At 67.4% G+C, this 20,934-nt stretch carries 20 protein-coding genes and 1 pseudogene; 16 read left to right on the forward strand and 5 right to left on the reverse strand.

What is annotated here, in order from left to right:
• From QLQ15_RS16160 to QLQ15_RS16170, 3 genes and pseudogenes are all read right to left on the reverse strand, one after another.
• On the reverse strand, positions 1 to 858 hold the full coding sequence (locus tag QLQ15_RS16160) for a sulfurtransferase (RefSeq protein WP_283213768.1): 858 nt from the start codon (positions 856 to 858) through the stop codon (positions 1 to 3).
• Positions 855 to 1,672, reverse strand: a pseudogene (locus QLQ15_RS16165) (CoA pyrophosphatase). Before QLQ15_RS16165 ends, QLQ15_RS16160 begins: the two are co-directional and overlap by 4 nt.
• 153 nt (positions 1,673 to 1,825) lie before the next feature.
• Positions 1,826 to 2,512 (reverse strand): FKBP-type peptidyl-prolyl cis-trans isomerase N-terminal domain-containing protein, encoded by a 687-nt coding sequence (locus tag QLQ15_RS16170; RefSeq protein ID WP_283213769.1) that lies wholly within the window; start codon positions 2,510 to 2,512, stop codon positions 1,826 to 1,828.
• Between the two features lie 218 nt (positions 2,513 to 2,730).
• On the opposite strand from QLQ15_RS16170, the gene QLQ15_RS16175 reads away from it, so the two are divergent.
• From QLQ15_RS16175 to QLQ15_RS16250, 16 genes are all read left to right on the forward strand, one after another.
• A complete protein-coding gene (locus QLQ15_RS16175; protein WP_283213770.1) occupies positions 2,731 to 3,513 on the forward strand; it encodes an enoyl-CoA hydratase/isomerase family protein in 783 nt (260 codons plus the stop codon).
• A 17-nt stretch (positions 3,514 to 3,530) separates the two neighbouring features.
• On the forward strand, positions 3,531 to 3,935 hold the full coding sequence (locus QLQ15_RS16180; RefSeq protein ID WP_283213771.1) for a hypothetical protein: 405 nt from the start codon (positions 3,531 to 3,533) through the stop codon (positions 3,933 to 3,935).
• Positions 3,936 to 3,952: 17 nt separating this feature from the next.
• Positions 3,953 to 4,645: an endonuclease III gene (gene nth, locus QLQ15_RS16185; RefSeq protein ID WP_283214048.1), complete on the forward strand. Its 693-nt coding sequence runs from the start codon at positions 3,953 to 3,955 to the stop codon at positions 4,643 to 4,645.
• A gap of 125 nt (positions 4,646 to 4,770) precedes the next feature.
• Positions 4,771 to 6,057, forward strand: a complete 1,287-nt coding sequence (locus tag QLQ15_RS16190) for an OprO/OprP family phosphate-selective porin (RefSeq protein WP_283213772.1) — start codon at positions 4,771 to 4,773, stop codon at positions 6,055 to 6,057.
• Between the two features lie 241 nt (positions 6,058 to 6,298).
• Positions 6,299 to 7,318, forward strand: coding sequence for a phosphate ABC transporter substrate-binding protein PstS (pstS, locus tag QLQ15_RS16195; protein WP_283213773.1), 1,020 nt, complete (start codon positions 6,299 to 6,301; stop codon positions 7,316 to 7,318).
• Between the two features lie 228 nt (positions 7,319 to 7,546).
• Positions 7,547 to 8,635: a phosphate ABC transporter substrate-binding protein PstS gene (gene pstS, locus QLQ15_RS16200; RefSeq protein ID WP_283213774.1), complete on the forward strand. Its 1,089-nt coding sequence runs from the start codon at positions 7,547 to 7,549 to the stop codon at positions 8,633 to 8,635.
• A gap of 334 nt (positions 8,636 to 8,969) precedes the next feature.
• Positions 8,970 to 9,941: a phosphate ABC transporter permease subunit PstC gene (gene pstC, locus QLQ15_RS16205; RefSeq protein WP_283213775.1), complete on the forward strand. Its 972-nt coding sequence runs from the start codon at positions 8,970 to 8,972 to the stop codon at positions 9,939 to 9,941.
• Positions 9,941 to 10,840: a phosphate ABC transporter permease PstA gene (pstA, locus tag QLQ15_RS16210; protein ID WP_283213776.1), complete on the forward strand. Its 900-nt coding sequence runs from the start codon at positions 9,941 to 9,943 to the stop codon at positions 10,838 to 10,840. Before pstC ends, pstA begins: the two co-directional genes overlap by 1 nt.
• Positions 10,841 to 10,874: 34 nt before the next feature.
• Positions 10,875 to 11,690 carry a phosphate ABC transporter ATP-binding protein PstB gene (gene pstB, locus QLQ15_RS16215; protein WP_283213777.1) on the forward strand — a complete coding sequence of 272 codons (816 nt, stop codon included), beginning with the start codon at positions 10,875 to 10,877 and terminating at the stop codon, positions 11,688 to 11,690.
• A gap of 148 nt (positions 11,691 to 11,838) precedes the next feature.
• The gene (gene phoU, locus QLQ15_RS16220) at positions 11,839 to 12,549 is read left to right on the forward strand and encodes a phosphate signaling complex protein PhoU (RefSeq protein ID WP_283213778.1); all 711 of its coding nucleotides are present in this window, start codon (positions 11,839 to 11,841) and stop codon (positions 12,547 to 12,549) included.
• 301 nt (positions 12,550 to 12,850) lie between these two features.
• Complete coding sequence (locus tag QLQ15_RS16225) at positions 12,851 to 13,225, forward strand: HvfA family oxazolone/thioamide-modified RiPP metallophore (protein WP_283213779.1); 375 nt, start codon at positions 12,851 to 12,853, stop codon at positions 13,223 to 13,225.
• 57 nt (positions 13,226 to 13,282) lie between these two features.
• The gene (locus tag QLQ15_RS16230) at positions 13,283 to 14,146 is read left to right on the forward strand and encodes an HvfB family MNIO-type RiPP peptide maturase (protein WP_283213780.1); all 864 of its coding nucleotides are present in this window, start codon (positions 13,283 to 13,285) and stop codon (positions 14,144 to 14,146) included.
• Positions 14,133 to 14,906: an HvfC family RiPP maturation protein gene (locus QLQ15_RS16235; RefSeq protein WP_283213781.1), complete on the forward strand. Its 774-nt coding sequence runs from the start codon at positions 14,133 to 14,135 to the stop codon at positions 14,904 to 14,906. The genes QLQ15_RS16230 and QLQ15_RS16235 overlap by 14 nt, the downstream gene beginning before the upstream one ends.
• A 49-nt stretch (positions 14,907 to 14,955) precedes the next feature.
• The gene (gene rnt / locus QLQ15_RS16240; RefSeq protein ID WP_283213782.1) at positions 14,956 to 15,606 is read left to right on the forward strand and encodes a ribonuclease T; all 651 of its coding nucleotides are present in this window, start codon (positions 14,956 to 14,958) and stop codon (positions 15,604 to 15,606) included.
• A complete protein-coding gene (locus tag QLQ15_RS16245) occupies positions 15,603 to 16,172 on the forward strand; it encodes a sugar O-acetyltransferase (protein ID WP_283213783.1) in 570 nt (189 codons plus the stop codon). The genes rnt and QLQ15_RS16245 overlap by 4 nt, the downstream gene beginning before the upstream one ends.
• A gap of 193 nt (positions 16,173 to 16,365) precedes the next feature.
• Positions 16,366 to 17,415, forward strand: a complete 1,050-nt coding sequence (locus tag QLQ15_RS16250; RefSeq protein WP_283213784.1) for a lipid A deacylase LpxR family protein — start codon at positions 16,366 to 16,368, stop codon at positions 17,413 to 17,415.
• 40 nt (positions 17,416 to 17,455) lie between these two features.
• On the opposite strand, the gene sugE is transcribed toward QLQ15_RS16250, so the two are convergent.
• Positions 17,456 to 17,773 (reverse strand): quaternary ammonium compound efflux SMR transporter SugE, encoded by a 318-nt coding sequence (gene sugE / locus QLQ15_RS16255; protein ID WP_283213785.1) that lies wholly within the window; start codon positions 17,771 to 17,773, stop codon positions 17,456 to 17,458.
• An 87-nt stretch (positions 17,774 to 17,860) separates the two neighbouring features.
• Positions 17,861 to 20,866 carry a ligand-binding sensor domain-containing diguanylate cyclase gene (locus QLQ15_RS16260; protein ID WP_283213786.1) on the reverse strand — a complete coding sequence of 1,002 codons (3,006 nt, stop codon included), beginning with the start codon at positions 20,864 to 20,866 and terminating at the stop codon, positions 17,861 to 17,863.
• Between the last annotated feature and the right edge of the window lie 68 nt (positions 20,867 to 20,934).

Here is a 20,934-nt window from a genome sequence, read left to right on the forward strand (position 1 = left end):
TCAATCGCCGAGCGCGACCGGACGGGAGGGGTCGTCTATCCAGCCACTCCACGAACCGGTGAACAACCGGGCGTCGTGCACGCCGGCATGCTCGAGCGCCAGCAGCAGATGGCACGCGGTCACACCCGAGCCGCACATGGCGACGACATCGCGGCCGGCGCGCCCCCGCAGCAACGCGTCGAATTCCAGCGCCAGTTCGGACGCGGGACGGAACACGCCGTCACGCATGCTCAACGCGTACGGACGATTGCGCGCCCCCGGCACGTGTCCGCCGACGCGATCGATCGGTTCGACGTCGCCACGAAAACGCTCGGCCGCACGTGCGTCGAGCAACACACCGCCCGCATCGAGGTGCGCCTGCACCTGGGTGGCGTCGAGGAGCCGGTCGGTGTCGAACGTCGCCGGATACGGCGCTGCCGGCGTGGCGACCGGCTCGACGGACTCGACCGGCAAGCCCAGCGATTGCCAGCGTTGCAGACCGCCGTCGAGCACGGCCACGCGCGCATGTCCAAGCAGGCGCAGCATGTACCACAGTCTCGCCGCGGCAAGCGCGCCGTCGGCGGCGTCGTACACCACGACCTGATGCTGCGGCGTGACGCCCCACCGGCCAAGCGCGGCGGCGAAATCGGCAAGATCCGGCCACGGATGGCGGCCGGCGTGCGCCTTGCGGTGATCGGACAGTTCGCGGTCCAGGTGTGCGTAGAACGCGCCCGGAACATGCGCCTGTCGCCACGCGGCCTCGCCGGCTTCGGGCGCGGCAAGGCTGTGGCGCGTGTCGAACACGACCAGGTCTTCGTTGCCAAGCGCATCGGCCAGATCTTCGGCCGACACCAGCGTGGTCCAGTGCATCGGGCTCATCGGATCGCCTCCAGGCGCTGGCGCAGGTTGAACAGCATCGACGCGGTCGCGCCCCAGATGCGCTGCGCGGGATATCGGTACTCGAAGACCTCGCGCGGACGACCGCGGAAGTCCAGCGTGTGCGTGGCCAGGTTGGCCGGATCAAGCAGGAACGACAACGGCACTTCGAACACGTCGGCCACTTCGCCCGGATCCGGATGCGCGACGTAGTCCGGCGCCAGCAGCGCGACCACGGGCTGCACGCGATAGCCGGTGATGGTCGCCAGCGGATCGAGGAAACCCAGCGGCTCGATCTGCCGCGAGGTCAGGCCGATCTCCTCGCGCGTTTCGCGCAACGCGGCCGCCACGGAATCGGCGTCGTCGCGTTCGATGCGGCCACCGGGAAAACTCACTTGTCCGCCGTGATGACGCAGTGCGTCGGTGCGGCGCGTGAGCAGCACCTGCGTGCCCTCGTGCCGCGGCACCAGCCCCACCAGCACCGCCGCGGGAATCGAAGCGGCGCCATCGGGAATCAGATCGTGCAACTCCGCCAGGTTCCAGCCGGGCCCCGCGGGCGGCATGGTCAGCGGATACAGCGCCGCTTCCAGGCCGGGCCAGTCGGGCACCATCGCACCGGAACGCGGCCGGTTCACTGCCGGCGCGACTCGCGCTCGGGCAGCACGGCTTCCATCATGCGCAGGCGTTCGTCGTCGTCCATGTGGGGCCAGCGTGCGATCTCCGCACCGGTGCGATGGCACCCCTGGCAGAAACCGTCATCGTCCAGACTGCAGACGCCGATGCACGGACTGAGCACGGCGCGAAAAAAAGTATTCATCGACCAACAACCGTAAGGCGGGCATGCGCCGGATTCAACCGCCGCAGCGTGTTCGACCCCACAAAAACGTCGAGCCGGCGGGGCCGGCTCGACGTGGTGGAACGATAGCGCCTGGCCGCAACGCCCGCGCGATGCGCGAGCGTTGGCAGGACGTTACTTGACGCTGACCAGCTTGATCTCGAACTGCACCGCGACGTTCGGCGGGAACGGCGTGCGCGGATCGGCACCATAGGCCTTGTCGGGCGGCAGGGTGACTTCCCACTTCGAACCGGCCGGCATCTGCAGCAGCGCTTCGCGGATGGCGGGCATCTCGATCTCGCTGACCTTGATCGACGGGACGTTCTGCGCCGGCTTGGGCTGCGCCGGACGCTCGCCCCACGGGTACGGACCGGCGAACTCGAGCTGCACGGTGCTGGCCTGCGTCGGCTTGGCACCGGTGCCCTTCTCGATCTCGCGGAACTGCACGCCGCTGGGCAGCGACTTCACGCCCGGCTTGGCCTTGTTGGCCGCGATGAACTGGTCGCTCTTGGCCTTGTTCTCGGAAGCGGCCTTGTCCCAGGCGGCCTTCGCCTTGGCCTGCTGGCGCTGCTGCATGTTCTGCACGGCAGTGCGCAGCTGGTCGACCGGCACGGAGGGCTGCTTCTTGCCGTAGCCGTCCTGCAGGCCCTTGATGATGGTGTTCACATCGACCTGCTCACCGCTTTCGACAGCGTTGCGGCCCAGGTCGTAGCCAAGCGCGTAGCTCAGCTTGCCCTTCTCGGTCGAAGTATCCTGCGCGACGGCATTGCCGGCGGTCAGAGCCAGGGCCGCGACGGCGGCAGCGATCAAACGCAACTTCATTCGGTGGAATCTCCGTGATGGATCGGGGCGGGACTACCGCTCCTTAGGTAAAGCCCGCACCGGTCGAATGGACCCGGATGGACGCGCTAGGATAACGGCGCCTGCGGCTGATCGCCACTGAGCGTCGTCACCGCTCTGACACCGCCCCCGGGACGAAGTTCCGCGCCCCCAAGGCCCCATTCTTCCAACGTTTTCCTGCCCCCGAAGGCCCTTCACCCATGTCCGAAACGCCCGTCCTGACCGCCGACCGAGGCGCCGTCCGCCTGATCACCGTCAACCGGCCCGACAAGCTGAACGCGCTGAATGCCGCCACCCTCGACGCGCTGCTGGCCGCCTTCGAGGCCGCAGCGGCCGATCCGGGCGTCCGCAGCGTGGTCCTGACGGGCTCGGGCCCCAAGGCTTTCGTGGCGGGCGCGGACATCGCCGAGATGAACGGACTGACACCGGTGCAGGGCCGCGATTTCTCCCTGCGCGGGCAAAAGCTGATGCGCCGCATCGAGAAGATGCCCAAACCCGTGGTCGCCATGGTCAACGGCTTCGCCCTGGGCGGTGGACTGGAACTGGCCATGGGCTGCCACCTGCGCGTCGCAGCGGACACCGCGAAGGTCGGCCAACCCGAAATCAACCTGGGCCTGATTCCCGGCTTTGGTGGCACGCAGCGGCTGATGCGACTGGCCGGTCGCGCCGCCACGCTGGAGCTGTGCCTGGTCGGTGCGCCCATCGACGCCAACCGTGCGCGCGAACTGGGCATCGTCAACCGCGTCGTGCCGGCGGCGGAACTCGAAGCCGAGACCATGAAGCTGGCCGAGCAGCTGGCCAACGCCGCACCGCTCGCGCTGCGCGGCGTGCTGGACTGCGTGAACGTCGGCGGCGAGTGCGGCATCGAGGAAGGACTGGAGTACGAAACCGCCCAGTTCGGCCTGATGTTCTCCACCGACGACATGCGCGAAGGCACCGGCGCGTTCCTCGAACGCCGCAAGCCGCAGTTCAACGGCACCTGAGTTCCGCCCGGTCGCGCATGCACGCATCCGCATCGCCATCGGCCGAAGACACCGCGCCCTGCCCGTGCTGCGGGTGCGGCGCGCGCACGCACGTGCACGCGATCGCCGCGGCGCTGATGCAGGACGATGTCGACGGCGCGCTTGATCTGGGACTGCTCGACACCCACGACTGCATCGACTGCACCGAGGCGTGCCGCACGATGGTGCGCACGGTGCGTGAGGAACGCCGGCGTGCGCTCGCCGCGCGCGAACGCCATCGCGCACGTGATGCACGCTTGCAGCGCCGCGCGGCGGAACGCGCGGCGCGTGCGGCACCACCGGTCGCACCGTCGGCCACCGTCGCGGCACCGGCACTGCCTTCCGCCGCCGCAGCCGCGCTCGAACGCGCGCGCGCACGCGCCGCCGCTCGCCACAAGCCATGACCGCCACCACGAAGAAGATGACCGCGGCCAAGCGTCCGCGCCGCGGGCCGCGCCTGTCGCCGGCGGAAATCGAGACGATGTTCGAGCGCCTCAAGGCGCTCAATCCCAAGCCGGTCACCGAACTCGAATACCGCACGCCCTACGAACTGCTGGTGGCGGTGACGCTGTCCGCGCAGGCCACCGACGTGGGCGTCAACAAGGCCACGCGCAAACTCTTTCCCGTTGCCAACACGCCGCAGGCCATCGCCGCGCTGGGTGTCGAAGGGCTCAAGCCGTACATCTCCACCATCGGCCTCTACAACACCAAGGCGGCCAACGTGGTGGCGATGGCCCGGCAGCTGATCGAGCAGCACGACGGCCAGGTGCCACGCGAGCGCGCAGCGCTGGAAGCGCTGCCCGGCGTGGGACGCAAGACCGCCAACGTCGTCCTCAACACCGCCTTCGGGGAACCGACCATGGCGGTGGACACCCACATCTTCCGCGTGGCCAACCGGACCGGACTGGCCCCGGGCAAGACCGTGCGCGCGGTCGAGGACGAGCTGCTCCGGGTGGTGCCGCCGCCGTTCCTGCACGACGCCCACCACTGGCTGATCCTTCACGGACGCTACGTCTGCAAGGCGCGCAAGCCCGACTGCCCGCACTGCGCCCTGCGCGACCTGTGCCGCTTCAAGGACAAGACGCCGGGCGAACCCGATCCCGTCGCCGGCTGACCGCCCGTCGGCGCGCACCGTCACCGTTGCGTCATCGGGAAGAAATAAGTCAGCGCTGTCACATTTACGCAACTTTCACACCCTAGCCTGCGCAGCGTCTTCTCAACGCCTCCAAGGCTACGTCCATGAAACTGTCCCGCAGCACCCTTTCCGTTGCGCTGCTCGCCGTCCTCGCCGCTCCGGCCGCCCACGCCGAAATCGCGCTGGACGTCATCGGTAACTCCGAGGTCTCGTTCGAAGGCCTGGTGCAGGCCGACTACAACTACTTCGACAGCGACTTCGCCGACCTCAACGCCGGCGGCGACGCCGTGGACGGCCGCGACAGCGACAACGAAATGCGTCGCGCCGAGCTGGTCCTGAAGGGCAAGGGCCCGGGCAACATCGAGTGGGTCCTGGGCTACGACGCCAAGGCCGACAAGTGGCTGGACGTGAACGCCAAGTACAAGATCCGCGGCGATTCCAACCACTACTTCGTGCTGGGCCAGTTCAAGCAGCCCAACAGCATGGAAGAGCTGTCGTCCACGAAGAACAACGACTTCATCGCCAAGGCGCTGGTCACCAACACCTTCGGCGTCGCCCGTCGCCTCGGCGGCCAGTACCGCTACGGCACCAACGACTGGGGCATCACGGCCAGCTACTTCACCCGTGAGCTGACCGAGCATCCGGCCCCGACGCCGCACGGCCCGGGCTTCGGCCTGCGCGGTAACTGGGCGCCGATCAACGAGAAGGGCAACATCTTCCACATCGGCCTGTCGTACGTGGATTACGACACCTTCCAGGACACGGTGCGCGTGCGTGCCCGTCCGGGCGCCGACCTGGCTGGCACGCGTCTGGTCGATACCGGCAACATGACCAACACCGACCGCCAGAGCACTGTCGGCGCCGAAGCGATGTGGGTCACTGGTCCGTTCAAGGTCCAGGGCGAGTACATGCAGACGAAGGTCGAGCGCTACTTCAACGGCAATCCGCGCCAGTCGCACAACTTCGACGGCAACAGCTGGTATGTCAGCGGCCTGTGGAACATCACCGGCGAGACCTGGGGCTACAAGGAAGGCACCCCGACCACCCCGCTGCCCGACGAACCCGCCAGCGGCATGTGGCAGGTGGGTCTGCGTTACGACTCGATCGACCTGGACGACGGCACCGTCATCATGCCGGCCCTGCCGACCGCCGCCGCGGCTGTCGACGGTGTCCTGGGTGGCGAGATGAGCACCTGGACGATCGGCGCGAACTGGTACTGGCGCTCCAACTTCAAGTTCATGCTGAACTACGTGATGGTCGACAGCTCGAAGTTCATGGCACGCACGCCGGCCACCGGCCTGGTCGATCCGGCCAACCAGAACGTGCTCGTCAACCGCAAGATCGACGACAACCCGAACATCGTCGAAGCCCGCGTCCAGTTCTACTGGTAATCGCTTCTGCTCCTCCCCCTGCTCGCAGGGGGAGGGAGCAAAACATCGCAGGCAGCCGTCGGTTCCAGCCTCCCGCATTCCTCCCCCTCAGGGCGCGCTCCAAGGTGCGCCCCTTTTTTTGCCCGCGTTCCAGCCATCGCCGGTAACACGGTTGTCACACACCGGTCCCGGCACTGTCATCCAACGGTTATCAAATGCGCGGCGTACGGGTCAGGCCCGTCGTCACTCCAGGAGACCATTCGTGTTCAAGTCCATCCAGTTCCGCCTCGCCGCGCTCGCGCTGGCCGGCGCCTTCGCCGTCAACGCGCAGGCTGCCGACGTCACCGGCGCCGGTGCGTCGTTCGTGTACCCCGTGATGTCGAAGTGGTCTGCCGACTACGCCAAGGCCAACGGCAAGAAGGTCAACTACCAGTCCATCGGTTCCGGCGGTGGCATCGCCCAGATCAAGGCCGCGACGGTCGACTTCGGTTCGTCCGACGCCCCGATGAAGCCCGAAGAGCTGGCCCAGTTCGGCCTGGCCCAGTTCCCGTCGGTGATCGGCGGCGTGGTGCCGGTCGTCAACGTGCCGGGCGTTGCCTCGGGCGCGCTGAAGCTGGACGGCGAAACGCTGGCCAACATCTTCCTGGGCAAGATCACCAAGTGGAACGACCCGGCCATCGCCGCGCTCAACGGCGGCGTGCAGCTGCCGGACCGCAAGATCACCGTCGTGCACCGCTCGGACGGTTCGGGCACCACCTTCAACTTCGTCAACTACCTGTCCAAGGTCTCGCCGGAATGGAAGACCAAGGTCGGTGAAGGCACGGCCGTGAAGTGGCCGGTCGGCATCGGCGGCAAGGGCAACGAAGGCGTGGCCGCGTACGTGAAGCAGATCGTCGGCGGCATCGGCTATGTCGAGCTGTCGTACGCGCTGCAGAACAAGATGGCCTACTCGCGCCTGAAGAACGCCGCCGGCAACTTCGTGCTGCCGTCGGACGAGACCTTCTCCGCCGCGGCCGCCAGCGCCGAATGGGGCAATGCGAAGGACTTCTACCTGGTGATGACGAACGCCCCGGGCGCGAACGCCTGGCCGATCACCGCCACCAACTTCATCCTGATGTACAAGCAGCCCAAGAATGCCGCCGGCGCCAAGAACGCCAAGGAATTCTTCCGCTGGGTCTACGCCAACGGCGACACCCAGGCCAAGGCACTGGACTACGTGCCGCTGCCGGACGCGCTGGTGCAGCAGATCGAGACCTACTGGTCGGCGAACATGAACTACTGATCCCTCGCGGATCGCGACACACGGGAGGCGGGCCGCAGGGCCCGCTTTCTTTTTGCGTGGCGCCTCGCCTGAACAGGCCTTGCGAGTCCTGGCCACTGGCGTGGCATGCCTTTGGCTACAAAAATGTGACGGTTCGATGTCATCGCCCTGTAACAAAAAGATCATCAAATGGCGCAGCCCGGGCACGAGCCCGGAATCCCCACGTCCCGTCTCCTACCGGAGTTGCGCATGAATTCGTCGGCCCGTCTCGCCGCCCTCACCGTCGTCATCGCCCTGACCGTCGCTGCATGCAAGCCCGCAGGCGAGAACGCGCAGGCGCCCGCGGGTGAGGCGAACGCCCCCGCCGCCGCTCCGGCCGGCGACAAGGTCGCCGCGCAGATCACCGGCGCCGGCGCGACCTTCATCTATCCGCTGATCTCGAAGTGGTCCGACGACTACAACAAGGCCACCGGCGCGAAGGTGAACTACCAGTCGATCGGTTCTGGCGGCGGCATCGCGCAGATCAAGGCCGGTACCGTGGACTTCGGTTCTTCCGACAAGCCGCTGCCGTCCGACGAACTCGCCGCAGCGGGCCTGGGCCAGTTCCCCTCCGCCATCGGCGGCGTGGTGCCGGTGGTGAACGTCGAAGGTATCGAGGCCGGCAAACTGCGACTCACCGGTCCGCTGCTGGCCGACATCTTCATGGGCAAGATCACGACCTGGAACGACGCGGCCATCGCTGCGGTGAATCCGGGCGTGACGCTGCCGGCGACCAAGATCAACCTCGTGCACCGCTCCGACGGTTCGGGCACCACGTTCAACTTCACCAACTATCTGTCGAAGGTCAGCGCGGACTGGAAGGGCAAGGTCGGCGAAGGCACCTCGGTGCAGTGGCCGGGCGGCGTCGGCGGCAAGGGCAACGAAGGCGTGGCCTCGTACGTGAAGCAGATCAAGGGTTCGATCGGCTACGTCGAACTGGCCTACGCGCTGCAGAACCAGATGGCCTACGCCTCGCTGCAGAACGCCGCCGGCAACTGGGTGCAGCCGAATGCGGAAAGCTTCCAGGCCGCGGCCGCGGGCGCCGACTGGGCGAACGCGAAGGACTTCAACCTGGTCATCACCAACGCCAGCGGCGCGCAGGCGTGGCCGATCACCGCCACCAATTTCATCCTGATGTACAAGCAGCCCAAGGACGCCACGCGCAGCGCGGACACGCGCGCCTTCTTCAAGTGGGCGTTCGAGAACGGCCAGCCGCAGGCGAAGACGCTGGACTACGTGCCGCTTCCGCCGGAGCTGGTGAAGCAGATCGAGTCGTACTGGGCTGCGGAGTTCAAGTGACGCATCGGCGCGCTCGCGCGAAGCGTGAGCGCCCTTGCCGATGCGTCATCCCCGCGAAGGCGGGGATCCAGGTGTCCGATCCCTCTCTGCCTTCCGTAGAGCGTGATCAACCGGACAGTTGGATTCCCGCCTACGCGGGAATGACGAAGGAACACGGCGTACCCCGCAAGACCGCATCCCGCCTCACGTCATCCCGCGAATGCGGAGGACCCATGAACGCGCCAACCGGATCGCCCTCCCTCCCTCCAGGCGGTACGGCCTCGATGCCCATGAATCTCCGCGTTCGCGGGAATGACGGTCGCAACAACGGAACCGGCCACAAGAAGCCCACCGGATGAACACCACCACCCTCCCCTCTGCCGATCTTCCCGGGTCGCGCGACCACAAGGACGCGCGCAACGACAGGCTGTTCCGCTACGTGCTGACCGGCACGGTGATCTTCGTCCTCATCGCCCTGGCCAGCGCCGCCCTGTCGATGCTGTGGGGCGGCCGCCATGTGCTGGCCGCCTCGGGCCTGGATTTCTTCATCACCACCGAATGGAACCCGGTCGAGGACAAGTACGGTGCGCTGGTTCCGATCTACGGCACCATCGTCACCGCGTTGATCGCGATGCTCATCGCCGTGCCGGTGAGTTTCGGCATCGCCTTCTTCCTCACCGAAGTCGCGCCTCGCTGGGCGCGCGGCCCGATCGGCACCGCCATCGAACTTCTGGCCGGCATTCCGTCGATCATCTACGGCATGTGGGGCCTGTTCGTGCTGGTGCCGGTGATGACCGAGTACGTGACGCCCTGGCTCAACGACCACCTCGGCACCTGGCCGGTGATCGGCCCGCTGTTCCAGGGACCGCCGCTGGGTATCGGCATGCTGACCGCGGGCATCGTGCTGGCGATCATGGTGATCCCGTTCATCTCCTCGGTGATGCGCGAAGTGTTCCTCACGGTGCCCACGCGCCTGAAGGAATCGGCCTACGCGCTGGGCTCCACGAAGTGGGAAGTGAGCTGGGACATCGTGCTGCCGTACACGCGCTCGGCGGTGATCGGCGGCGTCTTCCTGGGCCTGGGCCGCGCACTGGGCGAAACGATGGCCGTGGCCTTCGTCATCGGCAACAGCGTCAACTTCTCGCCCTCGCTGCTCGAACCGGGTACCACCATCGCCGCGCTGATCGCCAACGACTTCGGCGAGGCCACCGAAACCTACCGCTCGGCGCTGCTGCTGCTCGGCTTCGTGCTGTTCATCGTCACCTTCGTGGTGCTGGCGGTCGCACGCTTCATGCTGCTCCAGCTGTCGCGCAAGGAGGGCAACTGATGAGCGCGCCCACCGTTTCCATCAAGACCGCACGCGAGTTCAAGGTCGCCGACGCGCTGTACCGCCGCCGTCGCGTCGTCAACGCCCTCTCCATCGCGCTGGCCTGCGCCGCGGCGCTGTTCGGACTGTTCTTCCTGGGCTGGATCCTGTGGACGTTGATCTCCAAGGGCATCGGCGGCGTCAACTGGGCGCTGTTCACGCAGAACACGCCGCCACCGATGCAGGAAGGCGGCCTGCTCAACGCCTTCTTCGGAAGCGCGGTGATGTGCGTCATCGCGATCCTGATCGGCACGCCGCTGGGCATCGCCGCGGGCACCTGGTTGGCCGAGTTCGGCCACGCCCGCAAGATCGGCACGGTGGTCCGCTTCGTCAACGACATCCTGCTCTCGGCACCGTCGATCGTGCTGGGCCTGTTCGTCTACACGCTGGTGGTGATGCAGACCGGCGGCAGCTTCTCCGCGCTCGCCGGCGCGATCGCGCTGGCCTTCATCGTGCTGCCGGTGGTGGTACGCACCACCGACGAGATGCTGCGCCTGGTCCCGTCGCAGATGCGCGAGGCGGCGCTGTCGCTGGGCGTACCGCAGTGGAAAGTGATCATGCAGGTGCTGTATCGCAGCGCGTCGGCCGGCATCGTCACCGGCGTGCTGCTCGCGCTGGCGCGAATCAGCGGTGAAACCGCGCCGTTGCTGTTCACCGCCTTCGGCAACCAGTACTGGAGCACCAACGTGCTGCAGCCGATGGCGTCCGTGCCGGTGGTGATGAACCAGTTCGCCGGCAGCCCGTACGAATCGTGGCAGGTGCTGGCCTGGGCCGGCGCGCTCGTCCTGACCGTCTTCGTCCTCCTCATCAGCCTGGTGGCCCGCGCCATCGTGCTACGCAACAAGATCAGCCATGACTGACCTCACGACTCCGAACTTCCCGCGGACCCCGGCCATGAACGACGCCCGCATCTCACTCGCCACGCCGGAACGCAGCGCCGCCAGCACGGCCGTTTCACCGGTCAAGCTCGCTGCGCGCGGCCTGGACTTCTACTACGACAAGTTCCACGCGCTGAAGAGCATCCACCTGGAGATTCCGGAAAAGCGCGTGACCGCGCTGATCGGCCCCTCCGGTTGCGGCAAGTCCACGCTGCTGCGCATCTTCAACCGCATCTACGCGCTGTACCCGAAGCTGGAAGCCAGGGGCGAGGTGCTGCTGGACGGCGAGAACATCCTCGACGCGCGCTATCCGATGAACCGCCTGCGCAGCAAGGTGGGCATGGTGTTCCAGAAGCCGGTGCCGTTCCCGATGACGATCTACGAGAACGTCGCCTACGGCATCCGCCATCACGAAAAGCTGTCGCGCGCGGAGATGGACACTCGCGTGGAGCATGCGCTGCGTCAGGGCGCGTTGTGGGACGAGGTCAAGGACAAGCTGGGCCAGAGCGCGCTGGGTCTGTCCGGAGGCCAGCAGCAACGCCTGTGCATCGCACGCGCGGTGGCGCTGCGGCCGGACGTGCTGCTGCTGGACGAGCCGACTTCGGCGCTGGACCCGATCTCCACCAGCCGCATCGAGCAGCTGGTCGAGGAGCTGAAGAAGGACTACACCATCGTGATCGTCACCCACAACATGCAGCAGGCCGCACGCGTCTCCGACTTCACGGCCTTCATGTACCTGGGCGACCTGATCGAACACGGCTCGACGGAAACGATCTTCTCCAACCCGACCAAGCAGCAGACCGAGGATTACATCACCGGAAGATTCGGGTGATCGCATTCTCCTCCCCCTGCTCGCAGGGGGAGGCCGGGAGGGGGTTGCGAGGCGCGCAGCGCCGAGCGTTCCCGCGAAGGACTTCACCCCTCCCCAACCCTCCCCTGCATTCGCAGGGGAGGGAGCTGAACCCAGGGACATTCCAAACATGAGCACCCAGATGCACGACCACATCGTCAAGAGCTACGACGACGAGCAGCGCCGCCTGCTCAACGAGACCCTGCGCATGGGCGAGATGGCCGCCTCGCAGCTGGAAGCGGCACTGGACGTGGTCCAGCGTCGCGACGACAAGGCCGCCGAGCGCATCATCGCCAACGATGAGGCGATCGACGCGCTGGAACAGGAAGTCAGCCACGACGTCATGAAGCTGGCGCTGCGCGGTCCGATGGCACGCGACCTGCGCGAGATCCTGGCCGCGATCCGCATCGCCTCGGACATCGAGCGCATCGGCGACTACGCGGCCAACGTGGCCAAGCGCTCCACCGCGCTCAACCTGTCGCCGCCGTTGCCGCACGTGAGTGGTCTGCACGCGATCGGCACTCTGGCGGTGCAGCAGGTTCGCGACGTGCTGGTCGCCTACCGCGACAACAATGTCGAACTCGCCCAGCGCGTGCGCGCGCGCGACGCCGACCTGGACGTGGCCTACACCGCACTGTTCCGCGAGCTGCTCACCTACATGATGGAAGACGCGCGCAGCATCACCCCTTGCACGCATCTGCTGTTCATGGCGAAGAACATCGAACGAATCGGCGACCACGCCACCAACATCGCCGAGAACGTGTGGTTCCTGGTGAAGGGCGACGAGCAGCTCCCGCCGCGCGAGAAGCGCGACAGCAGCAGCACGACCGCGGCACCGTGACCGCGTCGACAACGTGAACCCATTCTGAATTCCGGCGCGGGCCACAAGCCCGTGCCGGTTTCTTTTGCGCTGCCCCCGACTCTTGGCCTATGCGCCGGCGCGCCCGATTGCGCACAGTTCCACTCCGGAGAGGCCAGCAGACCTCACCGGCGCGTGCTGCGCCGCACCAGAAGCCTGTTCGCAACGGCACAACGGTTTCTTTCACCACGCGCTAGCCTGTCTCCTGCCATCGTTTCCCGGCCCAAGCCCCCGGGCCTTCCTCCGCGGCCCCGCCCGCATCGAGTCACAGGAGTTCAACGTCATGTCGAACCGCAACAGCAAGATCAGCAAGTCCGTCGTTCTCGTCGCCGGCGCAGCCCTGGCTGGTGGACTCGCCCTGTCGGGCTCGGCATTCGCGATGACCGACCTGGCCTCGGGCTACATGCTCAGCGCCGGCGAAGGCACCAAGGCCGGCGAAGGCAAGTGCGGCATGGAGAAGATGGACACCGACAAGGACGGCAAGGTTTCGCAGGCCGAGTTCGGCGCCGCCCACAAGGGCGACACCAGCAAGTTCGCCACGCACGACGCCAACAAGGACGGTTTCCTTTCCGCCGACGAGCTGAAGCCCAAGGCGGGCGACAAGAAGGGCGACATGGAAGGCAAGTGCGGCGAAGGCAAGTGCGGCGGAATGGCGTAAGCCACGACACCCGGAGCCCGCATCGCACGGTGCGGGCTTTCCTTCGCAATCCATTGCATGTCCCGTCCGGCTGATACCAGCGTCGGCCTTGGCCTGCGGCGTGCCCTTCTGGGCGCGCTGCAGTCGGCTGCGCCCGAGGATTTCGACTTCCTCGAATGCGCGCCGGAAAACTGGATCGGCGTGGGCGGCCGGCTGGGCGACTCGCTCGACGCACTCACCGCACGCCATCCACTGGTCTGCCACGGGTTGTCGCTGTCGCTCGGTGGCTTCGCGCCACTCGACGAAACCTTCCTCGTACGCGTACGTCGCTTCCTCGACCGCCATCGCGTCGCGCTCTACAGCGAACACCTGAGCTACTGCAGCGACGACGGCCACCTCTACGACCTGCTGCCGATCCCCTTCACCGAGGAAGCCGTGCACCACGTCGCCGCGCGCATCCGGCAGACGCAGGACATCGTCGGCCGGCGCATCGCGGTGGAGAACGTCTCCTACTACGCAACCTTCCCCGTGGACCGCGACCAGCAGGCGCTGGACGAAGCCACCTTCATCAACGCGGTATTGGCCGAAGCCGACTGCGACCTGCTGCTGGACGTCAACAACGTCTACGTCAACGCCATCAACCACCGTTACGACCCGCATGCGTTCCTCGCCGCGATGCCGGCGCAGCGCGTGGCGTATTTCCACGTTGCCGGCCACTTTGATGAAGCCGACGACCTGAAGGTCGACACGCACGGCGCCGCCGTGAAGGACGCGGTGTGGGATCTGCTGGGCGAGGCATATCGCCGCTTCGGCCCGCGCCCCACGCTGCTGGAACGCGACTTCAACATTCCGCCCTACGCGGAGCTGCTCGACGAACTCGCCACGGTACGTCGCGTCATGCACGAACATGCGTCGACCGAGGCCTGGCATGCACGCGCCTGAAGTACCGGCGCGGCTTCGCGCGCAGCAACTCGCCCTCACCCGCCATCTTCGCGATCCGCAGGCGCAACCGGCACCGGAAGGTGTCGAGGACCGACGCCTGGCGGTCTACCGCGAACTGCTGTTCAACAACGTCGCAAGCCTGCTGGCCGGCAACTTTCCGGTCATCCGCACGCTGCTCGACGACGACACATGGCATGCATTGGTACGCGCGTTCTTTCGCGACCATCGCTGCCAGACGCCGCTGTTTCCCGAACTCGGCCGCGAGTTCCTGCGCTTCCTGGAATCGCGCGACACGCTTGAACCGCCGTTCCTGGCGGAACTCGCACATTACGAATGGGTGGAACTGGCGCTGCAGATCAGCGAAGCCACCGTGCCTGCGCACGATCCGGATGGCGATCTGCTCGACGCGCGTCCGCTGCTGTCGCCACTGGCCTGGCCGCTGGCGTACGCATGGCCGGTGCATCGCATCGGCCCGGATTACCGTCCCGCTTCGCTGCCCGATGCGCCGACGCTGTTGCTGGTACGCCGCGATACGGACGGCACGGTACGGTTCTCCGAACTCAGCCCCCTCGCCTTCCGCCTGTTGCAACGCATCGAGGAGTCGCCCCAGTTGCACGGGCGCGCGCAGCTGCTGGCGCTTGCCGCTGAAGCCGGCGTTGCCGATGCCGACGCCTTCGTTGCCCAGGGCCTTGGGTTGCTGCGGCAGATGCAGGGCGCCGGTGTGATTCCGGGCACGGTCCGCGACGATCCGGCCGACTGAACGCCGCCGTATCGATCGGGTGTCTGGAGGCGTCTGTTAGGCTTTTGTCATGCCCAACGCCGCAAACTCCCCCGCCCCGTCCCTGCTGACCACGCGTTTCCGCGGCTTCCTGCCGGTGGTGGTGGACGTGGAAACCGGCGGCTTCGACTGGAACCGCCACGCCCTGCTCGAGATCGCCGTCGCTCCGATCGACGTGGACGAGAACGGCCTGCTCGTGGTCGGCGAAGTCACCAGCAGCCATGTCGTGCCCGCACCCGGACTGGAGATCGACCCCAAGTCGCTGGAGGTCACCGGCATCGACATCGACCATCCGTTCCGCGATGCGAAGTCCGAACGCGTGGCCCTGGAAACCGTGTTCGCGCCGGTGCGCGTGGCGCTCAAGAAGCATGGCTGCCAGCGCGCGATCCTGGTCGGCCACAACGCGCACTTCGACCTCAACTTCCTCAACGCCGCGATCGCGCGCAGCGGCCACAAGCGCAATCCGTTCCATCCCTTCAGCGTGTTCGACACGGTGACGCTGGCGGGCGTGGCGTACGGACAGACGGTGCTCGCGCGCGCGGCACAGGCGGCCGGCCTGGCCTGGAACGCCGAAGACCAGCACTCGGCCGTGTACGACACCGAACGCACGGCGCAACTGTTCTGCAAGATCGTCAATGCCTGGCCGTCGCCCCTGCCCGGCAGCGACGCCCCAACACCATGAGCGCCACGCCGATGCAGCGCATGCTCGCCGGCGAGCTCTACCGCGCCGACGATGCGCAGATACAGGCCGCACAGGCCGCCACGCGCGAATGGCTGGTGCGCTACAACGCCGCACTGGAGCTTGCGCCAGCGCAACGGCACGCGCTGCTGGCCGAACGGCTGGGTGCGGTGGGCGCAGGCAGCGAGATCCGGCCACCATTCCATTGCGACTACGGTTTCAACCTGCGCCTGGGAAGCGGCGTGTTCCTCAACTTCAACTGCGTGATCCTGGACGTGGTCGAAGTGGAGATCGGCGACGGGACGCAGATCGGACCCGCGGTACAGATCTACGCGGCGGACCATCCGCGCGATCCGGCGCAGCGTCGCGACGGCTGGGAATTCGGGCGTCCGGTGCGGATCGGCCGCAATGTGTGGATCGGCGGCGGCGCCATCCTCCTGCCCGGAGTGACCGTGGGCGACGACGCCCTGATCGGCGCAGGCGCGGTGGTCACGCGCGACGTGCCGGCGGGCGCGACCGTGGCGGGCAATCCCGCGCGCATCGTGTCGCCGCGCACGCCCACGGCATAGCGGACGCATCGACGCAGCGCCTGGCTGCGTCGTTCTTAAAACATTTTTAAAGCGACGCTGCTGGAATGCTCCGTCGCGGGGATCGCGTTCGCATTTGCGGATCGCGATGCGATCCTGTGCGCCCCCACCGTCCCGGTGCCGCCTTCGACAACGAGCGCGGCTCGGACGTCGTCACACACCGGAACACGATTCCATGATCCGTCACCGATGGCTGCTCACGGCGGCCGTTGCCTTCGCGTGCGCCACGAACGCGCACGCCCACGGCCGCGAGGAATGCACCCACGGCCACACGCGCCTGCCGCCCATCGTCAACCTGCGCGTGGACAACGACCTGCTCGGCGGGCAGGACCAGGGCTACAGCAACGGCGTGCAGCTCACGCTGGTCTCGCCCAACCTGCGCAACTACACGAACGACCCCTGCCTCCCGCGCCTGGCGCGATGGGTCAACCAGTACCTGGCGGCGCTGCAGCCGGAAACGTTCGAACAGCAGAACATGATCGCCACGTTCGCGCAGGGCATCTTCACGCCCGGCGATTTCAGCCGCAGCGATGTGATCCCGGACGATCGACCGTACGCGGCCGCGCTGCTGGTGGGACTGGGTTACAACGCGCGCGAGGGCGATCGCCTGCGCACGACCCAGTTGCAGGCGGGCATCGTGGGGCCGGCCGCGCTGGGCAAGCAGGCCCAGGATGCCGTTCACCACGTCACCGGGAGCGAGACCTTCCGCGGCTGGGACAACCAGCTGGAGAACGAACCGGTCTTCCGCATCGTGCATGAACGCATGCAGCGGTTTTCCTCCAGCGACGGCGCGCACGGCTGGGGCTGGGACACCATCGCCCACTACGGCGGCAGCCTGGGCAACCTGGCGACGTATCTCAACGCCGGCGCGGAGTTCCGTTTCGGCCTCAACCTGCCCGACGATTTCGGCAGCACGCCGCTGCGCCCCGCCGGCGAGAACACCGCCCCCACGCGCGAGCCGCAGAGCCAGTACACGCCCGGCGCGCACCTGTTCCTGACCTTCGACACGCGCTGGGTGATGTACGACATCACGCTGGACGGCAACACCTTTCGCGACAGCCACAGCGTCGACAAGCGCAACGCCGTGGCCAACATCGGCTACGGCGTTGCGTTGATGCGCAACCGCTGGAAGTTCGCGCTGGCGCGCTACCACGGCACGCGCGAGTTCGACGGCCAGCGCGAAACGCCGGTGTTCGGCAGCTTCACGATCAGCCGCGCGTTCTGACGCTTGCGTTTCCGGGTGCTCGCTGCGGGTCGGCGAGGAATCAGGGCGAGGCGAGCTTGAGGCCCACCAGGCCGGCCACGATCAGCGCGACACTGACCAGGCGCAACGGGTTCATCGGTTCCTGGAACAGCACGATGCCCAGGATGACCGTGCCGACCGCGCCCACGCCAACCCAGATCGCATAGGCCGTGCCTACCGGCAACGACTTCATCGCAATGCCCAGAAGACCCAGGCTGATGACCATGGCGACCACGGTGCCCACCGTGGGCCACGGGCGGGTGAAACCGTCGGTGTATTTCAGGCCGATCGCCCAGCCCACTTCGAAAAGGCCGGCGAGAACGAGGATGATCCAGGGCATGACAGCTCTCCAATCGTGAATGGGGCCGTCCCCGAGCGATGATGGAGCGGCGGGGTCGTCCCCGCTTCCTGCTGCCCGGCAATTATTTCACAGACGCGCCTGGGGTGGGTTTTCGTCGAAGCAGATGATGTTGCGGCCCTGGTTTTTGGCGCGGTACATCGCCGCGTCCGCGCGCTCCACCAGACGCGCGGGCGTGTCGTCCAGACGGCATTCAGCGATGCCCACGCTGAACGTGACGCGCAGTTCGGCGACATGCGCCCACGCGCCGTGTGCGCGGAAGGTGTCCTGCAGGCGGCCACAGATCGCGACGGCTTCATCCAGCGTGGTGTTGGGCAACAGCAGCGCGAATTCCTCGCCGCCCAGTCGCGCGAGCAGATCGGCCGCACGGCAATCCGCCGACATCAGCGCCGCCGCCTCGCGCAGCACCGCGTCGCCGACGCCGTGCGACCAGGTGTCGTTGATGCGCTTGAAATGGTCCAGGTCGATCAGCGCCAGGCACAGCGAGTAGCTGCCACGCTGCGCCACGGCGATGTCGCGACGTAGCACTTCGTCGAAACGCCGGCGGTTGGGAAGGCCGGTGAGCACGTCCTCGCGCGCCTGTCTTCCGTAGGCGGCGGCCTGTTCGCGCAGGCGCTCGAGCAGCTGCGCGCGGTCGCGGTCGACGGCACGCAGCTGTTCCGCCTGCGCCTGCAGATCGCGCGTGCGTTCGTCGACCAGTTCGGCCAGGCGCTGGTTGTGCGTGCGATATCTGCGCAGCAGCCAGCGGTACATGCCCCATAACGCGATCAGGAATGCCAGCGCGAACGCACCTCGCGTATCGCTGCGCTGCCACCAGAGGGGTTCGATGCGGAACGCCCAGCGCGCCACCTGCGCGCTCCATGCGCCACCGGGATGCGCGGCGGCGATTTCCAGCACGTACTCGCCCGGCGGCAAGCCGATGAACTCGACGTTGCGCTGCGTGCCGCGTTCGATCCAGCGATCCTCCAGCCCGAGCAGGCGCGTGCGGTAGCGGATGCGCTCGGGCAGCAGGTAACTCAGTCCCGCGTACGAGACCGAAAGGCGACGTCCACCGGGCAAGCTGTTGCGGTGGATCCACGGAATGTCTTCATTACCGAGGTTCACGTCTTCGATCACAGACGGCGGCGGCCGCCGGTCGGCATAGCGCCGCATGCGCGCGGGATCGACCGCGCTCACGCCGCCGGCGGTGGCCAGCCACAACGTGCCGTCGGCGCGCAGGATCGCCGAAGGCGACGAGCTGCCGTTGCCCTGCGAACTGGCCAGGCCATCGGCTTCGGTATAGCGCTCGCTGCGAAGCGGCAGGTCGCGACCGTCAGCGGCATCCTGCAATGCGTCCATGGCCACGCGCAGCACACCGCGGTTGCTGGTGATCCATGCGTGGTCCTGGCGGTCCGGAACCAGCTGGAACACCGCATCCATCGGCAGGCCCTGCTCCAGGCCCACGCGCGCCAGATGGCCGTCCCGATAGCGGTACAGGCCGCGATCGGTGGAGATCCAGACATCGCGACCGACCGCGCGGAATCCGAACACCGAACGCGCACCGCCCAGGGCTTCGACATCGACCCGCTCGACACGATCGCCGCGCAGCACGCTGGCGCCTTCGACCGAACCGATCCACAGCGCACCGTCGATGCTGGCCAACGCGGTGATCAGGCCCGAAGGCAGCCCTGGCACCTGCGGCGCGGGCATGAGGCCCTGCGCGCCGAGGCGCACCAGTCCGCGCTGGGTGCCGGCCCAGACGACGCCCGTCCCATCCACCGCGATCGCGCGGACGTGGCCGCTGGGCAGGCCTTCGTCCATGTCGAAGCGCGTGGAGACCTGGCCGTTGCGCAGCCGGAATATGCCGTCGGCAAACGTGCCCACCCACAGATCGCCGTCATGGCCCTCGGCCAGGCTCAGCACCGACACGTCGTCGCCGTTCTTTGCCACCACGGGGACATGCGCGATGGCGCCGTTGCGATCGAGGCGATCCAGGCCGCCGCCACCGCCGATCCACAGATCGCCGCGACGGTCTTCCATCACGGCACGGATGTAGTCGCCGGCCAGTCCATCCTTGCGCGTGTAGCGGGTGAACAACGTCTCGCGCAGGCGGAACAGACCGCCGTTGGCGCCGACCCACAGGCTGCCTTCGGCATCCTCAAGGAGGCTGGCGATGCGTCCGTTGGGCAGCACGTCGCCCGCGGGCAGGCGTTCGACGCCGTGCGCACCGATGCGCACCAGGCCCTGGTTCTCCGTGCCCAGCCACAGCTCGCGGTTGCGGTCGCGCAACATCGCGGTGAAATGACCTACTCCGGGCATGCGCTGCACGAGCACCGGACGACCGCCACGCACTTCGTACACACCTTCGTCGGCGGTCAGCCAGAGCGTGGCGTCGGGTGCGAGGTAGGGCCACACGAGGCCTTCGGGCAGCCCCCACTGCGCGGGCGCGCGGTGCCAGCGGCCGTCGGGCTCGCGGATGACCAGACCGCCCATCGTGCCCACCCAGATGCGGTCCTGCGCATCGATCGCCATGCGCGGAAAGCTGGCCGGCAGGCTGAGGTTCTGCGGAGGCGGCTCGTACTCGAAGCGGTCGTCCGGATCCAGTCGGCCCAGGCCATGGCCTTCGAACAGCAGCCACATCCTCCCGCGCGAATCCATCGCCATGTCGTGGATCAGCGCCTGTGGCCAGGAGGCCGTCCGTTCCCAGAAGCGCCATCGGCCGTCCGGCTCCTTGCGGCCGAGGTTGCCGCGCGAATCGCTCAGCCACAGCCGGCCTTTCGGATCGACGTAGAGCGAGCCCACGCCGTTGTCGCGCAGCCCGGGCTGCGTGCCCCGTCCGACCACGCGGAAATCGAGGCCGTTGTAGCGGACCGCGCCTTCCCAGGTCGCGAACCACAGGTGGCCTTCGGGCGTCTGCGCGATGTCGCGCAGCGAGTTGTGCGGCAGACCGTTGCGCGTGGACCAGGCATCGACCTCATAGTCGCGCAACGCGGGCGGGCCGGATGCGGCCAGCGCCCATGCGGGCAGGCCGGAGACGAGGACGAGCAACCACAGCGCATACGCGCGCAGCTGCTGTCGTGTCCCCTTTGCCTGCATCCGATTACCCGGCCCCCTGACTCACGCCGGCATTATCGGCGTGGCGGCGCCATCCTTGATGGCAGGGC

This window comes from Lysobacter stagni, assembly GCF_030053425.1.
GTDB lineage: Bacteria > Pseudomonadota > Gammaproteobacteria > Xanthomonadales > Xanthomonadaceae > Lysobacter_J > Lysobacter_J stagni.

Coding starts and splice junctions, on each gene's coding strand:
- sugE (WP_283213785.1), bottom strand. CDS start 17,773: ATGCCCTGGATCATCCTCGTTCTCGCCGGCCTTTTCGAAGTGGGCTGG.
- phoU (WP_283213778.1), top strand. CDS start 11,839: ATGAGCACCCAGATGCACGACCACATCGTCAAGAGCTACGACGACGAG.
- QLQ15_RS16180 (WP_283213771.1), top strand. CDS start 3,531: ATGCACGCATCCGCATCGCCATCGGCCGAAGACACCGCGCCCTGCCCG.
- QLQ15_RS16235 (WP_283213781.1), top strand. CDS start 14,133: ATGCACGCGCCTGAAGTACCGGCGCGGCTTCGCGCGCAGCAACTCGCC.
- QLQ15_RS16175 (WP_283213770.1), top strand. CDS start 2,731: ATGTCCGAAACGCCCGTCCTGACCGCCGACCGAGGCGCCGTCCGCCTG.
- QLQ15_RS16230 (WP_283213780.1), top strand. CDS start 13,283: ATGTCCCGTCCGGCTGATACCAGCGTCGGCCTTGGCCTGCGGCGTGCC.
- QLQ15_RS16170 (WP_283213769.1), bottom strand. CDS start 2,512: ATGAAGTTGCGTTTGATCGCTGCCGCCGTCGCGGCCCTGGCTCTGACC.
- QLQ15_RS16245 (WP_283213783.1), top strand. CDS start 15,603: ATGAGCGCCACGCCGATGCAGCGCATGCTCGCCGGCGAGCTCTACCGC.
- QLQ15_RS16160 (WP_283213768.1), bottom strand. CDS start 858: ATGAGCCCGATGCACTGGACCACGCTGGTGTCGGCCGAAGATCTGGCC.
- QLQ15_RS16250 (WP_283213784.1), top strand. CDS start 16,366: ATGATCCGTCACCGATGGCTGCTCACGGCGGCCGTTGCCTTCGCGTGC.
- rnt (WP_283213782.1), top strand. CDS start 14,956: ATGCCCAACGCCGCAAACTCCCCCGCCCCGTCCCTGCTGACCACGCGT.
- pstA (WP_283213776.1), top strand. CDS start 9,941: ATGAGCGCGCCCACCGTTTCCATCAAGACCGCACGCGAGTTCAAGGTC.
- pstB (WP_283213777.1), top strand. CDS start 10,875: ATGAACGACGCCCGCATCTCACTCGCCACGCCGGAACGCAGCGCCGCC.
- QLQ15_RS16225 (WP_283213779.1), top strand. CDS start 12,851: ATGTCGAACCGCAACAGCAAGATCAGCAAGTCCGTCGTTCTCGTCGCC.
- nth (WP_283214048.1), top strand. CDS start 3,953: ATGACCGCGGCCAAGCGTCCGCGCCGCGGGCCGCGCCTGTCGCCGGCG.
- pstC (WP_283213775.1), top strand. CDS start 8,970: ATGAACACCACCACCCTCCCCTCTGCCGATCTTCCCGGGTCGCGCGAC.
- QLQ15_RS16260 (WP_283213786.1), bottom strand. CDS start 20,866: ATGCAGGCAAAGGGGACACGACAGCAGCTGCGCGCGTATGCGCTGTGG.
- QLQ15_RS16190 (WP_283213772.1), top strand. CDS start 4,771: ATGAAACTGTCCCGCAGCACCCTTTCCGTTGCGCTGCTCGCCGTCCTC.
- pstS (WP_283213774.1), top strand. CDS start 7,547: ATGAATTCGTCGGCCCGTCTCGCCGCCCTCACCGTCGTCATCGCCCTG.